We start from the raw sequence: 20,188 nt of genomic DNA on the forward strand, positions 1-20,188 counted from the left end.
AGTGTTTATTCTTAGCATAAACAGAAACCCATACAGGATAAATTTAATTCAATTGTTAAAAAGTCTGAAAATGCTAAAAAATTTTGGGATGCATTCTTTTTTAATTAAATTGCAAGATAAATTATTTAAATATTAAAAAAATGCAAAAGCTCTATTTTCTAAAACTTACAGTATTTTTTTTAGCATTGTTTTTCACTGCTTTTAAATTAGCGAATAAATCTGGTAAGGAACCTGTTAAAAAAAGCGGAATTTCAATTGAATCAATGGATAAAAGCATTGATCCGCGTATTGATTTTTACCATTTTGCAAATGGCAATTGGGCTAAAAACAACCCTATTCCCGAAACGGAATCAAGTTGGGGAAGTTTTAGTGAATTGAAAAAGCGGAGCGAAAATTTGCTTCATGAAATCCTGGACCAGGCAGCAGCGGATAAAAGTGCATTAAAGGGAAGTATCAATCAACAAATAGGCGATTTTTACTATACTGCAATGGATACATTGAAAATTGAATTGGATGGTATTAAGCCACTTGCCGAGGAAACAAAAAAAATAAATGCCATTAAATCAAACAATGAAATACCTTCCCTTTTGGCTCATTTGCATAGTATTGGAGTATCTTCTTTATTTAGTTTCTATGTTAGCCAGGATGCAAAAAACAGTTCAGTGCATATAACTTATGCAGGACAAGGAGGCCTGGGTTTGCCTGATAGGGATTATTATTTAAAAGAGGATGAAAAATCTATAAATATAAGAAAGGAATACTTAAAGTATTTGACCAAAGTGTTTGAAATGTTAAAGGACAAGGCCCCGGCAGAAAAAGCAAAAACTGTAATAAAGATTGAAACGGAATTGGCAAATGCTTCATTAACTAGAACTGAGCAGCGTGACATTGAAAAGCGTTACAATAAGTTAAAGCTTTCTGATTTGCAAAAAATTACGCCATCTTTCAATTGGAAAGTTTATACTGAAGCCACAGGAATAACTAAAGTGGATGAAATAATTGTAAGCCATCCTCCTTACTTTAATACAGTTGAAAATTTAATGAAAACCTTAAAACCAGAAGACTGGAAAACATACAATACATGGCATTTATACCGCCTTGTGTCTCCAAAAATTAATTCTGATTTTGAAAAAGAACATTTTTATTTTTACAACACAATTCTTGCTGGCGTAAAGGAAATGAAACCGCGTTGGGAGAGAGCTCTTGCTGCAAGTAATGATGTGATGGGTGAGTTATTGGGACAAGCTTATGTTAAGAAAGCTTTCAGCCCTCAATCGAAGGAAAAGGTAAATGAAATGGTGGATAACCTTCTTGCAGCCTTCAAAGAAAGAATTCTACAGTTGGATTGGATGGATGATCAAACAAAAAACAAGGCATTAGTAAAACTTGCCTCTTTTAATAGAAAACTTGGTTATCCGGATAAGTGGAAAGATTTTTCGGAGCTCAAAGTTGACAGGGATTCCTATGTAGGGAACTTTTTAAGGGCACGAAAATTCCATCATAAAATAATGATTGATAAAATTGGAAAGCCAATTGATAAAACAGAATGGGGTATGTCTCCGCAAACCATTAACGCTTATTATAGTCCCTTGCGAAATGAAATTGTTTTTCCTGCTGCAATTATGCAAGCTCCCTTTTTTAATCCTGATGCCGAGGATGCAATAAATTATGGGAGTATGGGAGCTGTAATTGGTCATGAAATTACCCATGGCTTTGATGATCAGGGATGCAAATTTAATTCAGAAGGAAATCTGGAAAATTGGTGGCTGGAAGTAGACATGGAACAGTTTAAGGCCAAAACAAATGTGCTTGTAACACAGTTCAATAATTACAAAGTTTCAGAGGAACTGGCAATTAACGGTCAGTTAACATTGGGTGAAAACATTGCTGATATTGGCGGTTTGAGCGTTTCCTATTATGCTTATCAAAAATCCCTGCTAGGAAAAGAAAGAGTTGTAATTGATGGTTTTTCTCCCGAACAAAGATTTTTTATTGGCTGGGCGCAGGTTTGGAAAATAAATATGCGTCCTGAACATTTAAGAAACATGATTTTAACAAATCCACATTCTCCAGGAATGTACCGTGTTTTAGGACCCTTATCCAATATGCCCGAATTTCATGCAGCTTTTGGGGTAAAACCTGGCGATGCAATGTATCGTGAGGAGAATAACAGAGCAAAAATTTGGTAACTGATTAATTGAAAATGACAGAAATTTATAAATCAGGTAATATATTGATTGAGGGTAGGCATAAACGTCCTGTAATGGTTGATGTTACCTGTGTTGCTGATGGCTCGAAAAAACCTGTTATTATTTTTTCTCATGGATTTAAAGGATTTAAGGACTGGGGACATTTTAACCTTATGGCCAGGGAATTTGCAAACCAGAATTTTGTATGTGTTAAATTTAATTTTTCCCACAATGGTATAACGCCTACCGATACCAATGAGTTTTCAGATCTTGATGCTTTTGCCAACAATAATTTTTCAATAGAACTTGATGACCTGGGTACTGTTATTGATTGGGTGCAGGCAAATATTTTTTTAAGAGATGAAGTACAGCCGGAATGCATTTTTCTTGTAGGGCATAGCCGCGGAGGAGGTATAAGCCTGTTAAAAGCCAATGAAGATCCACGGATAAAAAAAGTGGTAACCTGGGCAGCTCCTTGTACTTTTGAAAACCGTTTTCTTCCTGAAGAAATGGAATATTGGAAAAAAAATGGAGTAATTTATGTGCAAAATTTCAGAACAAATGAAATGATGCCTATGTATTACCAGATTGTTGAGGACTATGTTAAAAACAAAAAGAGAATTGACATTCCAAGAGCTGCCTCAATGCTTAAAATACCTTGTTTACTTGTTCAGGGCACTGCCGATGATGTTGTTTTAGCAACCGATGTTGAAGAATTACAAAAGCTTATGCCTTCTGCTGAACTGTTTCTTCTTGAGCATGCTGACCATACATTTGGAACAACACATCCTTATATTTCTGAAGTGCTGGAAAATGATTTTTTAAAAGTATTTAATAAAACCTGCGGGTTTTTAAAATGCCTTGCCGATATTAAAACCTAAGATAATTTTAAAATTTGAATTGTAGCTTGGCCCGAAATCATCCGTATTTATGGGTGTAATTGTAGGAGGAGTATGCTCCTCCCATGTATTCTCCTTATAACCAAACCCACTGAACATATCTATAACAAAATCTCCAGGCAAAATTAGCTGATAGCCTCCTATCATATTCAAATTAATGTGTGTTGAACGGATATATACATTATAAATATTGAGATGTTTATTTGTAAATCTTGCGGTGGAATATGAAAAAAGCGGGCCTAGGTAAAAACCTTCGGGGGCATAAGTGTCTTTACGATTCAAATAGAAGCGGTGCGAAAGCTGAACTCTAATTCCCCTTACCATAATTTTCAACGTGCCATTTTGACTCATTGCATTGTCAATTAAAGTAAAAATGGGGCTTTTTCCAAGAAAGGAAATTCCTATCTGGGAAGATTGGTTAGGGCCTACTACAAATTCATTCACTATTCTGTATTCTGAAGTAAAGTATACAGGTCCCCATAATATAGGAAGAGGATTTGTTTTAAAAACCACAGAAAAAGGCTGAGGATTAACTGGCCTTTTAATGGTTTCCTGTGCTTTTATCCCAATAACAGGAAATAGCAGGATGCAAAAAATATAAATAAAGCAATTTGCCTTTAAATTCATTTTAAATAAACTTTAATCTTGCAACAGGGGCTAATTCCTGACTGCTGAATTCATTGTGTTTAAATTTCAAGAAACCTGTTTCTGCAATCATTGCAGCATTATCTGTACAATATTCAAATTTAGGAATATAAACCTTCCAATTTCTCTCTTCTCCGATATTTTTTAATGTTTTTCTTAAAAGTGAATTTGCAGAAACTCCTCCTGCCAATGCAATTTCAGTAATATTATGATCAATTGCAGCCTGCTTTAAATTTTGCATTAATATATCAACAATAGTTTTTTGAATAGAAGCACAAATATCTGCTTTATTCTTTACAATAAACTCTGAATCTCTTTTAATGTTATCCCTAATGAAATACATAAAGGCTGTTTTTAAACCGCTAAAGCTAAAATCATATCCGGGAACATTGGGATGTGTAAAATTAAATTTTTGCGCATCTCCTGTTTTTGCATACTCATCAATTAAAGGCCCTCCGGGATAAGCAAACCCCAAAATTTTAGCAATTTTATCAAAAGCCTCTCCTGCAGCATCATCAATGGTTTCACCCAATAATTTCATTTCGAAAAAATTATTAACCCTTACTATTTGAGTATGTCCACCTGAAACGGTTAAACATAAAAATGGAAAACCCGGCTGATTTGAAAATCCATCTTTTTCAATTATGAAATGCGCATGAATATGGGCCTGGAGGTGATTTACTTCAATAAGTGGAATATTTAGTGCAAGTGCCATTGCTTTTGCAAAAGAGGCACCAACTAATAAGGAACCCATTAATCCTGGTCCTCTGGTATATGAAATTGCACTAATATTACGTTTATCAATTTTTGATGCTTTTATTGCCTGGTCAACAACCGGTACAATGTTTTGCTGATGCGCCCTTGATGCAAGTTCTGGAACTACACCTCCGTATGTTTCATGAACTTTTTGTGAGGCAATTATATTGGCAAGAATTTTGCCATCGGCAAGCACGGCAGCGGAAGTTTCATCGCATGAGGACTCAATACCTAAAATTATTATAGATTTGTCAGACATTAAGCATAATTTTATCAAAAAAATTCAACCTACAAATTTATTAAAAAAACTGTTAAAATATTAGTTTTTTCACTGCTTACAGTCATACTGTTGTTAACCATATTAAGCTTTGCTATTAGAGACAGCAGAGCGCAATCATGGCTAGCCTCAAAAGCTGCACTTTGGATTTCAGCAAAAACAGGTACGGTGGCAACTGTAAGAGGCGTGGATATTGAATTTTTTAAAACGATTGTCCTTGAAGGCCTTTATTTGGAGGATTTAGACAAGGACACTTTGCTTTACACTGATAAAATAAAGATCGATATTGGCTTGCTTAGTTTTCAGAAAAACAAGATTTCTTTTAGCAGTATTATTCTTGACCAGGCTGAAATAAATATTAAATTCAAGCAAGGGGAAGATCATATTAACTTTCAGTTTTTACTTGATGCTTTTCAAAGTAATGACACCTCATCAATGCAAGCATGGGATATTGATGTTTCCTCCCTTGAATTAGTAAATTCCAAGTTTAGTTACCAGGATAAAAATATGCCTGTACAGGATTTTGGAGTGAATTATTGGGATATAAAAGCTGAAAATATAAATTTGAAATTAGCCGACATTCGATTTAAAGGCGATACAATTCTTGCTGAAATACAAAACATAAGTCTTAAGGAAAAAAGTGGATTTATACTTAATGGCCTTTCTGCCATGGCCTCAATTTGTTCTTCTGAGCTTATTATGGAAAATCTTTTTATTCATACTCCTGAGAGTGAAGTTAAAACCTTTTTGTCATTTAAATATGATCATTGGGTGGACTGGAAAGATTTTATTACCAATGTTAACATGAAGTACAATGTCCAAAAGGCTGTAGTTAACTTTTCTGATGTTTCATATTTTGCACCTTATTTAAGGGGAATAGATAAAAAAGTGGAATTAACAGGAGAAGTAAGAGGTACGGTTGATCATTTAAAAGGAAGAAACCTGCGTATTTTAACCGGGGAATTAACTTCATTTAAAGGAGATGTTAATATAAACGGCTTACCCGAAATTGATGAAACATATTGGCATTTAAACATACAACAATTTATAACAAACAAAAAAGACCTGGATAATATTCCTCTTCCTCCTTTTGATACAGGAACAAGACTTAAAACAAATGACAATATAAACCTTCTTGGCAATATGCGTTTCCAAGGAGATTTTTCTGGATTTTTTAATGATTTCGTGGCTTATGGCGACTTTACCACTGCCCTGGGAAAGCTCTCCTCTGACATTTCTCTTAGTTTTGATTCAATAACAAATAAGCCATATTACAAAGGATCGCTTTCAACACAAAGTTTTAACCTGGGAAAATTTTTGGATATTAAAGAATTAGGAAGTATTAGCCTTTCTACCAAAGTTAAGGGAAGTGGGATAACAAAGGATGAAATTAAAGGTGATTTAACCGGAACCATCAATAGGATTGAATTGAACCGATATCATTATAAAAACATCGATTTTAAAGGAAGTATAGCTCAGGAATTATTTAATGGATCATTAGTGGTAGATGATGAAAACCTGGATATGTCCTTTGATGGCTCGATTGACTTTAATGGAATTTTGCCTGAATTTCTTTTTACAACAAGCATCCGCAGTGCCAGATTAGCCAATTTAAATTTAATAAACAGAGATACCAGTTCCAATATTACATCAAATATTGTTTTCAATTTAAAAGGCAACTCCCTGGATAATATGATCGGTACAATTGATGTAAATAATACATATTATTCAGAAATGGATTTATCCTATTTTATCAATAAAATAAGCCTGAATTCCCATAGTGATAATGGAGATAAAGTTTTAAATTTAAAATCGGACCTGGCTGAAATAAATCTGCAGGGAATATTTAGTATTGAATACATGTATGCCTCAATTTTAGATGTATTTGATAATATAATTTCAAGTGATATAAAAGCTCCTCAATTGAGAGTTCCTGGAAACAAAATACAACAATTTACATACGACATTAATTTAAAAGACATTCAGCCCATAACAGAGCTGTTTTTGCCAGAATTTGAAATAGGTAAAAATACCAAGCTATACGGAAGTTTTGAATCCGAAAAAAATTCACTTAAACTCAAGGGACATTCCTCTCAAATTAATCTTTATGGTATTGAATTGAAACATTTTTTCATCAATTCAAATATCGAAAATGATATCTTCGTACTAAACCTGGGATGTGCCGAAACCTTTTTGAGCGATAGCATAACCTTGAAAAATTTCATGATTGATACCCGAACAAAGAAAGAGTTAATGGTTTATGAGGTAAAGTGGGACAATTTGAGTGAAATAAAAAACAAGGCCAGTATAACAGGTTCTGTTTTATTTAACAGCTTATCAAAATTTGAACTCCAACTTAATCCTTCCGAAATATTTATTTCTGATTCTCTTTGGATTGCCTCTTCTCAAAGCCCTTTATACTTTGATTCAACGAGTATTAAGATTCAGGACCTTCTATTTTCAACTGGATCACAAGACATTGAAATTAATGGAACATTAACAAACAATGCGGATGATAAGTTGCAACTGCGTTTTATGGAATTTAATCTGGCTAATTTAAATGTCCTTACAAGTCCATCCGGTATTGAGCTTGCTGGGTTTATTGATGGAATTGCATTCGTTTCGGATATTTACAATAACGTTCTTTTTGGATCAAAATTAAGTCTCAAAAAGTTAAGTGTAAACAAGGAAAACATTGGTGATGGAGTAATTTCATCAACCTGGAATACACAAAATCAATCCATTGTGCTGGATGGACACTTTTTAAGAGGAAGTATTCCAACTTTTGAAATTTCAGGTAATTATTTTCCGTATAAAAAGAAGAACAACATTGATTTGGTTGTAAAGCTTGAAAAGTTGCAACTTCAAATGGTTGATCAATACCTGGAGGAATGGGTATCAGATTTACGTGGGCTGGCTACCGGAAAGGTTACCATAAATGGTGAAATCACAAAACCCTTAATCCAAGGAAAAATTAATCTGCAAAAAGCAGGTTGTTTGATCAAATATTTAAATACACATTATACATTCAGCCACGAAATTAGTATAGAGAACAATAAAATATTTTTTGAAAACCTAAGCCTCTTTGATTCCCGTGGAAACAAGGCAATATCAAATGGAAGCTTAAGTCACAGCAATTTCGAAAAACTGGAATTTAATTTAACATTGCTTCCTGAAAATTTTATGGTTTTGAATACTCAGGAAATTCACAATCCCCTATATTACGGAACAGCCTTTGTTACTGGAAAAGTAGATATTAATGGCCCTGTTGAAAATTTAAACATTGATATTACCGCAAAAAGTGAAAAAGGAACTGTTTTTTACATCCCATTAACCGGTTCAGAGGAATTAACTGTTTCTAATTTCATCACATTTATTAATAAGGATACAACAATTGTTAAGGTAAAAGACGAATACAAGGTTGATCTGTCAGGTATAAAAATGAATTTTGAATTTGAACTTACTCCAGATGCAGAAGTTCAAATTATTTTTGACCCTAAAATTGGCGATGTAATTAAAGGCAAAGGCAAAGGAAATTTAACAATGGAAATAAATACCCTTGGAAAATTCAGCATATTCGGAGAATATACAATTGAAGAAGGAGATTATCTTTTTACCCTAATGAACGTAATTAACAAACGATTTAAGGTTGAAAAAGGAGGCACAATTAAATGGACTGGTGATCCATATAATGCAAAACTTGATATTAATGCTATTTATAAATTAAGAACATCTTTGCATGATTTAGGACAGCAAATAGCTGTTGATACCACAAGGAAAAGAGTTCCGGTAAATGTAATGTTAAATATGCGTGAAGATCTTTTAAGTCCTGAAATCCATTTTGATATTAAACTGCCCGGAGCAGATGAATTTACTAAAAGCCAGCTCCAGGTTTTGCTTTACAATGAACAGGAACTCAACCAACAGGTTTTTGCATTGTTAACGCTCAATCGTTTTGTGCCCCCCTTGAATGTTGCAGGTGGTGCAGAATATTCACAGGCAGGAGTAACCAGTTCCACCGAATTGCTCTCTAACCAACTTAGCAATTGGCTTTCCCAAATAAGCAATGAATTTGATGTGGGTGTTAATTATAGACCGGGTGATGAGATTTCCAGCCAGGAGTTTGAATTTGCACTCTCTACTCAGGTGCTCAATGATCGTGTTATTTTGGATGGAAATGTTGGTGTTTCCAATAACCCAGCGGCAGAAGTGCAACAAACAAATAATATGGTTGGAGAATTTAATGTTGAATATAAAATTAGTGAAGATGGACGATTTAGAGTAAAAGGATTTAACAGACCAATTGGCGCCAATCAAATAGATGTAAACAGCAATTATACGCAAGGTGTGGGTTTATTTTATAGGGTTGAATTCAATACTTTTGGAGAATTATACAACCAGTTTCGAAACCGAATTAGACGAAAAGATAAAAAGCAAGAAAATGATTCTGAAGTAGAAGAAACTGAAAATGATGGGGCTGTAAAATTATGATAATCGCTTTTGATGCCAAAAGGGCTTTTTTTAACACCAGCGGCCTGGGAAATTATTCCAGAACACTAATAAAAAACATATGTCATTTTTATCCCCAGAATTCCTATAAGTTATTTTCCCCCGTTCCCAATAGCAATAAAAAAAATTGTTTTCCTGATCTACCCCAGAATGCAGAGCTGATTTTCCCCCAAACATTTACTGGTAAATTAATTTCACCCTTATGGAGATCATGGAAAATAACAGAAGAGATAAGTAGAAACAAGGCTATTATTTACCATGGCCTTAGCAATGAGCTTCCTTTTAATATCAAGTATTCTGGCGCTAAATCCATTGTTACCATACATGACCTTATTTTTTTAAGATACCCCAAACTCTATCCTGCCTTTGACAGAACAATGTATGCATTGAAATTTAAGAAAGCATGCATGGATGCTGATAGTATAATTGCTGTTTCAACTCAGACAAAAAATGACCTTACTGAATTCTTTAATATCAATCCGAGTAAGATTTATGTTGTTTACCAAAGTTGTGACCCAAGCTATTTTTCTTTTGAAGAAAATAAACTCACTTACCAAAAGATTAAAATTAAATACAATTTACCAGAAAATTACCTGCTGTATGTTGGAACGATTGAGGAGCGAAAAAATTTACTTTCACTGCTTAAGGCCTTAAATCAACTGCCTGGTAATTTTAATCTTCCAATTGTAGTTATTGGGAACAAAAGGAAAGATTATTTTAAAATTATTACCGATTTTATTGCATCAAATAAGCTTCAAAATAAAGTGATATTTCCACAAGGAGTTTTAAATTCAGAATTACCGTTTATTTACAACAATGCCCAAATTTTTATTTACCCCTCGTTGTTTGAAGGTTTCGGAATTCCTGTTCTTGAAGCCCTGTTGTGTAAAGTGCCGGTAATTACTTCAAATTGTTCCTCATTACCCGAAGCAGCAGGACCTTCTTCATGCCTTATTAACCCTTTGGCCCCAGAGGAGATTGCCCAACAGATTCAGGCTATTTTAAATGATTCAGACCAGAGAAAAATCAGGGTGGAGCAGGGATTAATATATGCCCAAAATTTCAGTGCTAAAAATACTTCAACACAACTCATGAACATGTATGGTTTAATAACAGGATATAATTCAGAAATCACAAAATCAGTTTAATCATTTCATTAACTTTGCAATCTGAGATAACAGGTATTCAATTAAGATAGAATTTCCAATTATTTTATAATTTAAAAAAAAATGGACAATAACGAACTTGGTCAATGCATAGACATTCTAAAAAAATGTGGAATTATTCTGTTTACATCTTCCATTGGACAGATCCTTGCTGCCAATGCTTTTAATAATAAAGCTGTTAAAAAAATAACAGAAATAAAAAATCTTCTGGATATTGAATCATTGGTAATTGCTGAGAATGAATCGAAATTAATAATGCTATTAGAAGATATTCCTAATCTTGCCTATGATTTAATTGAAAATGCAACAAAACCATTGATTCTTAAATATGACCGGCCATCAGGCTTTGAAAAGGAATTTCTTAATCAAGACCATACAATTTCCATATATATTGCTAAGGATGAAATTATTAGGCAGATTTCCAATAGGGGTATAAGGGCCTTGGCAGGGATTCCTTTAGCCATGGCAGCTAAAAGCCAGAAGTGGCTTATTCCAGGATTGGCAGAAACAATTTTGCAGAAAGCTGATTATGTCGTAAATTTGCAGCAGGAAAATAAAACTTCTTTCTCATCACCTTCAGTTATGAGTTTAAAAGCGAATGGAGAAATAAAAATCCTACAGAAATAATTATTTTTTGAAACAGCATTTATCCCACCCTGTATTTAAGTTAATTTCTGAAGCGGCTGCGGATATTAACGCACCTGCATATGTTATAGGTGGATATGTAAGAGATATTATTCTGAAAAGACTATCCAAGGATATTGATATTGTTACCGTTGGAGACGGAATAGAACTAGCCCAGAGAGTAGCTGGGAAAATCGATTCAAATACAAAAGTTTCTGTTTTTAAAAGCTTCGGAACGGCAATGTTAAGATATGAAAACCTGGAAATTGAATTCGTTGGCGCACGAAAAGAATCTTACCGATCACATTCCAGGAAACCTGATGTGGAAGCAGGAACCCTTGAGGAAGACCAAAACAGAAGGGATTTTACGATAAATGCCCTTGCAATTAGCCTGAATAAAAATAATTTCGGTGAACTTCTTGATCCTTTCGGTGGCCTTAAGGACATTGAAAATAAAACAATACGCACCCCCCTTGATCCTGATTTAACATATTCTGATGATCCTTTACGCATGATGCGTGCTATTCGTTTTGCCTCTCAACTTAAATTTAAAATTGAAGAAAATTCTTTTGAGGCCATTAAAAAAAACAAAAACAGAATAGAAATAGTTTCTAAGGAAAGGATTACGGATGAGTTAAATAAAATAATACTTTCCCAAAAACCATCCACCGGCTTTAAATTATTGTTTGATACCGGGCTGTTACACATAATTTTTCCTGAAATGACGGATTTGTTTGGCGTTGAAATTATTGACAACAAAGGACATAAAGATAACTTTTACCATACTTTGCAAGTGTTGGATAACATTTCGCAGCATACAGAGGATTTATGGTTGAGGTGGGCTGCAATTTTACATGACATAGCAAAACCGAAAACTAAAAGATTTGAACCAGGTATTGGCTGGACTTTCCATGGGCATGAAGATAAAGGAGCACGCATGGTTCCGAAAATTTTTCAGGATTTGAAATTACCCATGGATGCAAAAATGAAATTTGTACAAAAACTCGTGCTGCTTCATTTAAGACCAATCGTTCTGTCAAAAGAAACTGTGACGGATTCTGCAATTCGAAGGCTTTTGTTTGAAGCAGGAAATGATATTGATGATTTAATGATCCTTTGCGAGGCTGATATTACTACAAAAAACCAAAACAAAGTTGAAAAATATTTAGCCAATTTTGAATTGGTTAGAGAGAAACTTAAGGAAGTAGAAGAAAAAGATCAGCTTAAAAATTGGCAACCTCCTGTTTCCGGACAAGAAATAATGGAAACTTTTGGTTTATCTCCATCTAAAGAAGTTGGTATTATTAAAAACTGCATTAGAGAAGCGGTATTAGAAGGAGAGGTGAAAAATGAATACAATGAAGTGTATAATTTTATGTTAAAAAAAGGCGTTGAAATGGGACTGAAAATAAAACCTCAAAGCAAATTCAAAGCTGAGCACTGATCAATATAGTATTTGAAAATAATTCAGAAAAAAAAGAAAATATGGTTGTTTATAAATTCAGAGTAACTTTTGATGATCCTGAAGAAGTATCAAGAGATATAGAAATTAAACCGGGACAAACATTTGAAAATTTTCATGCAGCAATACAGGCCTCTATAAATTTTGATGGTATATCACCTGCTATTTTCTTTACCAGTGATGATTATTGGAGAAAAGACAGGAAAATAGGATATGAACAATTAAAAACATCCAAACTGCTTGATTTTATTGAAGATCCCCATCAGAAATTCATTTATGAATATGAATCTGATATAAAATGGTCTTTTACCATCGAATTGGTAAAAATTGTGGATGGAGATCAAAAGACTCAATACCCTGTTTGTATTAAATCAACAGGCATTGCACCTGCTCAATTCAATAAAATCAACCTTGTACCAGGTGAGCTTGATGGAGAAAATCTTTTGGAAAACGGATTGGAAATAGATGATAGTCTTTTCTACCAAGAGGCGAATAATATGACTGATAGTGAAGGTTTTTCCCAAACAGGGGTGGATGAAGAGGATTCTAAACATTTGGAGGGTGAGGAAGTTTTTGATGAGGGAGAAGAGGAAGCAGAATTTGATGAATTTATCGAAGGTTCCGAAAATGACGAAGATTTTTAATGTTGAATGAAAAAAAACTGCTCATTGTACTTTTGGGCCCAACCGCGGTAGGAAAGACAGATTTGAGCATTGAACTTGCCAGGGACATTGGTACAGTAATTCTTTCTGCAGATTCCAGGCAATTATACAAGGAATTGAATATTGGAACTGCAAAACCAACCGCCATTCAATTAAATTCAGTTAAGCATTATTTCATCGATACAGTTTCAATAGCAAATGATTATGATGCCGCTACCTTCGAGAAGGATGCAATTAGTCTTTTGAAAGAACTATTCAAAACCCAAAATGCCGTTATTTTAACCGGCGGATCAGGATTGTATATTAATGCGGTATGCAATGGTTTTGACATACTTCCTGCTTCTGCTCCTGAAATTAGGGAACAATTAAATGAAATGGTACTTACTAAAGGACTTAATCATTTAACTGAGCTCCTGAATCAAAAAGATCCTGAATATTACAAAATAGTTGATTTAAAAAACCCACAACGTTTAATTAGGGCACTTGAAGTTTGCCTTTCCAGTGGCAGGCCTTATTCATCTTTCAGGACTCAAAAGAGTCAAAAAAGAGACTTTCAGATTCTTTATGTTGGAATTAACAGAAGAAGGGATGAACTTTATGAAAGAATTAATTTGCGTGTTGATGAAATGGTTAAGGAGGGATTGGTAGAAGAGGTTAGGGGAGTTTTAGCTTATAAAAAAAACAATGCACTTCAAACTGTAGGGTATAAAGAATTAATCAATTATTTTGTAGAGAATATTGATTTGCAGCAGGCCATAATGCTTATAAAACAAAATACCCGAAGATATGCCAAGCGCCAGTTAACCTGGTTTAGGAAAAACAAAGAGATTACCTGGTTTGATGCCGGGGATAAACCCAAAATTTTTGATTTTATTAAAAGGCATATAAATCAGTGAGAATAATAAGCCAATATAAAAAATTAGAAAAACACATTTTTAGTTTGATTTTTGCCGAATTGTTTATCCAAATGATAAATTCTGCATTTCTATTAATTATGTTGGTATTCATGCAAAAAGAGGGATATTCAGACCATCAGAGCGCTGATTTTATTTCCTATCGTTTTCTTGGAACTTTATTGCTGGCTTTTCCAATGGGTTTGTTTATAAAGGGAAGAAAAATAAAGCCTGTTTTTATCTTTGCCAGTCTTTCAATCCCCATATTTTCACTTCTGATAGTTTATGGAATTCACTATCATGTTTCATGGCTATTGTATGTTTCACAAGTGTTATGGGGCATAGGCTTTTTATGTTTTCAAATTACAGCTCTTCCTTTTATTCTTCGCAATGCAAAGCAAGATACCCATACAGAGGCAATAAGTTTGAGTTTTGCAACCTATAGTTTCGGAGGAATTTCCAGTGGTGTTTTAATTTTTTTATTAAGTACCCTAAACCCTGTTTTTTTTGATGAAATGCTAATTCTTCAAATTATTGCTGGCTTAGGCTTTATCAGTATCTTTTTTATTATGAGGATTGATATTGAAGAAAATATAACTGAAGAACCATTAAACCTTAAAAAATTAAACCTTGGGGACTTTGATTGGAAAATAATTGCAAAAGCTATGTTCCCTGTGTTTGTAATAGCAACAGGGGCAGGACTTACCATTCCATTTATAGGTATTTTCTTTTTTAATGTACATGGAGTAGATTCCCATGAATTTGCAATTTATGGATCCATTTCCGCAGTATTGGTTGCTATTGGTGCTTTACTTGTTCCACAAATAAAAGCAAGATTCGGCTACATGCTTGCAGTTCCGGCAACTCAAACTGTTGCAGTACTTGCACTTGTAGTTCTGGCCACAACTGAACTATTTGCTGCCTGGGCCCTGGCAGTGCCAATTGCAATTTTATGTTATGTTATTCGACAGCCACTCATGAACATGGCCGGTCCTATGACTTCTGAAGTAATGATGAATTATGTAGGACCTAAAAACAGGGAAATAACCAGTGCATTAACTTCAACAATTTGGTCTGGAAGCTGGTACATTAGTTCCAGAATTTTTAAAATTCTTAGGGAAAATGGAATTGCTTATGTAAAAGTTTTCATGATAACTGCAGTGCTCTATGGACTTGGAATATTTTTGTATTACCTGGTAATGCTTGATTATGAAAAAAGGCTTAAATCTGGCTTAATTAAAATTTAATTTATCTTTTTTCTTAAACCACTAAAAAATCAGGGAATCTCCGTGTTCCTCTGTGACTGCTCTGTGGAACTCTGTGAAACAATGAAACAGTGCATTTTCAGCAGATTTCCTTTTTAAATTACACAGAGAGCGCAGAGAAGTCACAGAGTTGCACAGAGTGGTATGAAACTTCACAAAAAAAATCAGGGAATCTCTGTGGTCCTCTGGGCCTTCTCTGTGCAACAATGTTTCAGAGCAGTTACAGCAGAAAGCTTTAATCCAATGAATGTCCCCCGTTTTTTTGGGGTAACTTCATTGAATTTAAGTATTAAAAAAACTTTAGCAAATAAGCGAAGGCAGTTTAAGGCACAACCCAATCAATTTATGCAAGAACAACTTCCTTCATCAAGGTTTGTGTTCGGTCTGGGCCTACTGATACAATTACCACGGGAACTTTTAATTCATTTTCAATATAGGTAATGTATGCATTCAATGTGGCAGGAATTTCATTTATGGATTTTATTCCGGTTAAATCCTCATTCCATCCTTTAAAATCCTTGTATACAGGTGTTAATTCAGCGGATAAAACATCGTATGGAATGGTCTCAATTGTTTGACCATTATATAAATAGTGGGTACAAATTTTTACGGTTTCAAAACCACTCAAAACATCTGCTTTCATCATCATTAGTTTTGTAACTCCATTAAGCATGATTGCATATTTAAGAGCAGGCAAATCAAGCCATCCACATCTTCTTGATCTACCTGTGGTGGATCCGAATTCATTGCCTTTTTTACGAATATCCTCCCCTGTTTGATCCATTAATTCTGTTGGAAAAGGACCACTTCCTACCCTGGTGCAATAAGCCTTGAAAATTCCAATTGTATCTCCTATTTTATTTGGTGCAATTCCAAGGCCGGTACATGCACCCGCGCTAATGGTGTTTGATGAGGTAACAAAAGGATAAGAACCAAAATCAATATCCAGCAATGAACCTTGTGCTCCTTCTGCAAGAACCGATTTATTGTTATTAAGTGCTTCATTAATAAAATACTCACTATCAATATGGGTAAGTGATTTTAATAGTTCAATACCCGCGAACCAATCTGGTTCAAATTCCTGAAGATTGTATGAAAAGTTATAAAAATCAAGTATTTGGGAATGTTTAGAAACAAGGAAATCATACTTGTCTTTGAAATCAGAGGTAGTGATATCACCAACACGCAGGCCATTGCGTCCTGTTTTATCCATGTACGTAGGTCCTATACCCTTTAAAGTTGAACCTATTTTCCCTTTTCCTTTAGAAGCTTCAGAAGCAGCGTCCAGGAGCCTGTGGGTAGGTAAAATAAGGTGAGCCTTTCTTGAAATAAGTAGGCTTTTTTTAATGTCAACTCCCATTTTTACCAAAGCATCAATTTCTTTTTTGAAAATAACCGGATCAATCACAACCCCGTTTCCAACCACATTAAGGCAGTTTTTATGAAATATCCCTGAAGGAATGGTATGAAGCACATGTTTTATACCATTGAATTCAAGTGTATGCCCTGCATTTGGGCCTCCCTGAAAACGAGCGATTATGTCATATTTTGGTGTAAGTACATCTACAATTTTTCCTTTGCCTTCATCGCCCCACTGGAGCCCTAATAATACGTCTGCTTTCATTTTTATTCTTTTAATTTTATTGGAATGCTTAATTGTTCGTTGGTTTTTCTTTTGTGCTTTTAAAATACGCATCGGATTCATCTAAATCCTTGAGCACTGTAAAAACGGAATTTAATTTGGTGATCAAAAACAATTCGTTTACCTTTTTTGACAGGCAACAAACTACCGCTTCCCCACCAGCTGTTCTAAAGCGGGTAAGAATATTAATCAACACATTAAGCCCGGAACTATTTAGATACTTCAAATCCTGAAGTGTTAATATTATCCTATTTGATTCTTGCAATCTTATTTCTAATTCTTCAAGAAGTGCCTGAGCCTGGAATTTCTCAATGAGTTCTCCTTGTAATGAAACAATAATAATATTGTCTTTTACTTCCATTTGATAACTGAATTCCATGGTTATTTAATATTAGGGTTATTCTGCTTTTCCACAGCTTTTGTTTTTGAATTACCCTTAGTATCTCCATTTGAACATGTATTGCAAATGCCAAACATGTTAAGAGAATGGTAATGAATTGTAAATTCAAAAAAGTTGCCTGTTGAGGTTTTAATGTTTTGGATCCTTGGATCACAAAACTCTACAACTTTTCCACATTGAGTACAAATAAGATGATCATGCTGTTTAAATTCATAAGCACGTTCGAATTGCGCCTGGTTTTTTCCAAATTGGTGCTTACGCACTAAATTGCTGTCAAGTAATAATTCTATAGTATTGTATAATGTAGCGCGGCTTACCCTGTATTTCTTGTTTTTCATCATAATATAGAGCGACTCTACATCAAAATGTCCTTCATTGGAGTAAATTTCATTGAGTATGGCAAAACGTTCAGGTGTTTTCCTGTGGCCTTTATCTTCAAGATAAGCGCAAAAAATAGTCTTTACTTTATCATTAACAAGTATGCCTGACATTTTAATGAAAATGGGTGAATATCAATAGGGGTGTAAAATTAATCAAATTGGCTGAAATCATACTAAAATACCTTATTTATTTATAATCAATACGATCAACATTTGTTACACCATACACTTTTTTGAGTTTCGCGGTTAGATTTTTTAAATGATTGGTATCATGAACGTAAACCATAATGATTCCTTCAAATACTCCGTCATGGCTTTCAAAACCAATTGATCGCATGTTCACATTGAGCTCCTCTGAAATAATTTGTGTAATTCTGTTTACAATTCCCACATTATCAATACCCGATATTTTTATCCCTGCTAAAAAGGCAATTAATTCCTGGCTTGTCCATCTGGCTTTAACAATCCTATAGCCATAATTAGACATTAATTCAATAGCATTCGGACAATTAATCCTGTGAATTTTTATTCCTTCATTAATGGTTACAAAACCAAAAACATCATCACCTGGAATAGGGGAACAGCAGGGGGAAAGCTTGTATTCAATTTTGTCCAGGTTCTCACCAATTACAAGCATGTTTGCATCTAGTCCCCTTACCGAACTTATCATCTTTTCAAAATTCTTTTTATCGCTTTTTGCCGGCTGAATCTTTACCTCGAGTTTTCCATTTATCAAATTAAGCTCTTTTAGCTTTTTAAGTTCAATATTTCCAACAGCAATACGGTAAAAAAGATCATGTAAAGTAGTTATTTTATAAAAGGATAATATTTGTTTAAGGTTTTCCGGAGAGGCAGGAATTTTAAAACCATGCAGCTTTTTCTCCAAAAATATTTTTCCCTCTTTGGCTATTTTCTTTTTTTCTGATTTTAACGCATCTTTAATTTTTGCTTTTGCCTTGGCGGTAATTACATATTTCAGCCAATCTTCTTTAGGCTCCTGTTTTTTTGAAGTAATTACTTCCACCTGATCTCCACTTTTTAGCATATAGCTTAAAGGAACAAGTTTTTGATTTACTTTTGCCCCAATGCATTTTAAGCCTACATCCGTATGTATATCAAAAGCAAAATCCAAAGCTGTTGCATTCTGAGGCAGGGTTTTTAATTCACCCTTTGGTGTAAACACATAAATTTCTTCAGCAAATAAATTGAGTTTGAAATCATCCATGAAATCAAGGGCGTTGCCATCAGGTTTTTCTAATAAATCCCTGATTTTATTTATCCACTCATCCAGGTTGCTTTCATTTCCTGATTCCTTGTATTTCCAATGCGCTGCATAACCTTTTTCGGCTATTTCATCCATTCTTTTCGTCCTTATCTGAACCTCCACCCATTTTCCGGTTGGACTCATTACAGTAGTATGAAGTGATTCATAACCATTGGCCTTAGGAGTAGAAATCCAGTCTCTGAGCCTCTCAGGGCTAGGGGTATAATAATCCGTAACGATGCTATATACCTTCCAGCAATCCGATTTTTCATTTTCAGGGTTTGTATCAATAATAATTCGGATTGCAAAAAGATCATATACCTCCTCAAAAGGAATCCCTTTATTTTTCATTTTATTCCAAATGGAAAATAAAGACTTAGGGCGCCCCTTTATTTCATAGGTTAAATGCTGTTCATTCAAAGATCTTTTAATTGGATTTACAAAACTATTGATAAACCGTGTTCTTACAGCTTGCGTCTTTTTTAGCTTATGGGTTATAGATTCATAAATTTCCGGCTCTGTGTATTTCAAACCAAGATCTTCCAATTCTGTTTTTATATTATACAAGCCCAGTCTATGCGCAAGAGGAGCGTAAAGGTAAAGGGTTTCAGAAGCTATTTTAAGTTGTTTTTGCACTGGCATGTAATCCAGAGTTCGCATATTATCCAGTCTGTCCGCAAGCTTGATAAGAATTACCCTTACATCATCGGAAAGGGTAAGTAACATTTTTCTGAAATTCTCAGCCTGAAGGGAAGAAGAATGATCAAAAACGCCTGAAATCTTTGTTAATCCATCTATAATTGTTGTGACTTTTTTTCCAAAATTATATTCAATATAATCTAGAGAAATGTCTGTATCTTCCACTACATCATGCAAAAGAGCACATATTACGGCAGTGGCACCAAGGCCTATTTCGCTTACTGCTATTTGAGCAACAGATATAGGGTGATAAATATAAGGTTCGCCTGATTTTCTGCGCGTGTCCTTGTGGGCTTCCAAAGCAATATCAAAGGCCTTACGAATATTGGCTTTATCCTGCTTGTCTGTAATTTTCGCGCAACTCCTCAAAAGGCTTCGGTATCGCCTTAGAATTTCTCTTTTTTCAATTTCAATATCAATTACAGCCATTGCATTAAGGGAATAATATTTTTTTTA

At 34.3% G+C, this 20,188-nt stretch carries 15 protein-coding genes; 9 read left to right on the forward strand and 6 right to left on the reverse strand.

The window, feature by feature from the left end:
- Positions 1 to 140 precede the first annotated feature (140 nt).
- Both H0V01_14120 and H0V01_14125 read left to right on the forward strand, forming a co-directional pair.
- Entirely contained in the window at positions 141 to 2,189 is a 2,049-nt protein-coding gene (locus H0V01_14120; GenBank protein ID MBA2584511.1) for a M13 family metallopeptidase, read from the forward strand.
- Between the two features lie 14 nt (positions 2,190 to 2,203).
- Complete coding sequence (locus tag H0V01_14125) at positions 2,204 to 3,070, forward strand: alpha/beta hydrolase (protein ID MBA2584512.1); 867 nt, start codon at positions 2,204 to 2,206, stop codon at positions 3,068 to 3,070.
- Here the strand turns inward: H0V01_14125 and H0V01_14130 are convergent.
- Both H0V01_14130 and tsaD read right to left on the reverse strand, forming a co-directional pair.
- Entirely contained in the window at positions 3,041 to 3,715 is a 675-nt protein-coding gene (locus H0V01_14130; GenBank protein ID MBA2584513.1) for a hypothetical protein, read from the reverse strand. The genes H0V01_14125 and H0V01_14130 overlap by 30 nt on opposite strands.
- Position 3,716: 1 nt before the next feature.
- Positions 3,717 to 4,748: a tRNA (adenosine(37)-N6)-threonylcarbamoyltransferase complex transferase subunit TsaD gene (gene tsaD / locus H0V01_14135; GenBank protein ID MBA2584514.1), complete on the reverse strand. Its 1,032-nt coding sequence runs from the start codon at positions 4,746 to 4,748 to the stop codon at positions 3,717 to 3,719.
- A gap of 90 nt (positions 4,749 to 4,838) precedes the next feature.
- On the opposite strand from tsaD, the gene H0V01_14140 reads away from it, so the two are divergent.
- From H0V01_14140 to H0V01_14170, 7 genes are all read left to right on the forward strand, one after another.
- A complete protein-coding gene (locus H0V01_14140) occupies positions 4,839 to 9,257 on the forward strand; it encodes a translocation/assembly module TamB domain-containing protein (GenBank protein MBA2584515.1) in 4,419 nt (1,472 codons plus the stop codon).
- Positions 9,254 to 10,423: a glycosyltransferase family 4 protein gene (locus H0V01_14145; GenBank protein MBA2584516.1), complete on the forward strand. Its 1,170-nt coding sequence runs from the start codon at positions 9,254 to 9,256 to the stop codon at positions 10,421 to 10,423. Before H0V01_14140 ends, H0V01_14145 begins: the two co-directional genes overlap by 4 nt.
- An 81-nt stretch (positions 10,424 to 10,504) precedes the next feature.
- Entirely contained in the window at positions 10,505 to 11,068 is a 564-nt protein-coding gene (locus H0V01_14150) for a Sua5/YciO/YrdC/YwlC family protein (protein MBA2584517.1), read from the forward strand.
- 7 nt (positions 11,069 to 11,075) lie between these two features.
- Entirely contained in the window at positions 11,076 to 12,509 is a 1,434-nt protein-coding gene (locus H0V01_14155) for an HD domain-containing protein (GenBank protein MBA2584518.1), read from the forward strand.
- Between the two features lie 41 nt (positions 12,510 to 12,550).
- Positions 12,551 to 13,171: a hypothetical protein gene (locus H0V01_14160; protein MBA2584519.1), complete on the forward strand. Its 621-nt coding sequence runs from the start codon at positions 12,551 to 12,553 to the stop codon at positions 13,169 to 13,171.
- Positions 13,171 to 14,085, forward strand: coding sequence for a tRNA (adenosine(37)-N6)-dimethylallyltransferase MiaA (miaA, locus tag H0V01_14165; protein ID MBA2584520.1), 915 nt, complete (start codon positions 13,171 to 13,173; stop codon positions 14,083 to 14,085). The genes H0V01_14160 and miaA overlap by 1 nt, the downstream gene beginning before the upstream one ends.
- The gene (locus H0V01_14170; protein ID MBA2584521.1) at positions 14,082 to 15,329 is read left to right on the forward strand and encodes an MFS transporter; all 1,248 of its coding nucleotides are present in this window, start codon (positions 14,082 to 14,084) and stop codon (positions 15,327 to 15,329) included. The genes miaA and H0V01_14170 overlap by 4 nt, the downstream gene beginning before the upstream one ends.
- A 361-nt stretch (positions 15,330 to 15,690) precedes the next feature.
- Here H0V01_14170 and H0V01_14175 read toward each other — a convergent pair whose 3' ends face one another.
- The 4 genes from H0V01_14175 to H0V01_14190 form a co-directional block, all read right to left on the reverse strand.
- Entirely contained in the window at positions 15,691 to 16,971 is a 1,281-nt protein-coding gene (locus H0V01_14175) for an adenylosuccinate synthase (GenBank protein MBA2584522.1), read from the reverse strand.
- A gap of 28 nt (positions 16,972 to 16,999) precedes the next feature.
- Entirely contained in the window at positions 17,000 to 17,368 is a 369-nt protein-coding gene (locus H0V01_14180) for an STAS domain-containing protein (protein ID MBA2584523.1), read from the reverse strand.
- 2 nt (positions 17,369 to 17,370) lie between these two features.
- Entirely contained in the window at positions 17,371 to 17,880 is a 510-nt protein-coding gene (locus H0V01_14185; GenBank protein MBA2584524.1) for a transcriptional repressor, read from the reverse strand.
- Positions 17,881 to 17,956: 76 nt separating this feature from the next.
- Positions 17,957 to 20,161: a bifunctional (p)ppGpp synthetase/guanosine-3',5'-bis(diphosphate) 3'-pyrophosphohydrolase gene (locus tag H0V01_14190; protein MBA2584525.1), complete on the reverse strand. Its 2,205-nt coding sequence runs from the start codon at positions 20,159 to 20,161 to the stop codon at positions 17,957 to 17,959.
- Positions 20,162 to 20,188 lie beyond the last annotated feature (27 nt).

It is taken from the genome of Bacteroidota bacterium, assembly GCA_013696965.1.
Taxonomy (GTDB): domain Bacteria; phylum Bacteroidota; class Bacteroidia; order JACCXN01; family JACCXN01; genus JACCXN01.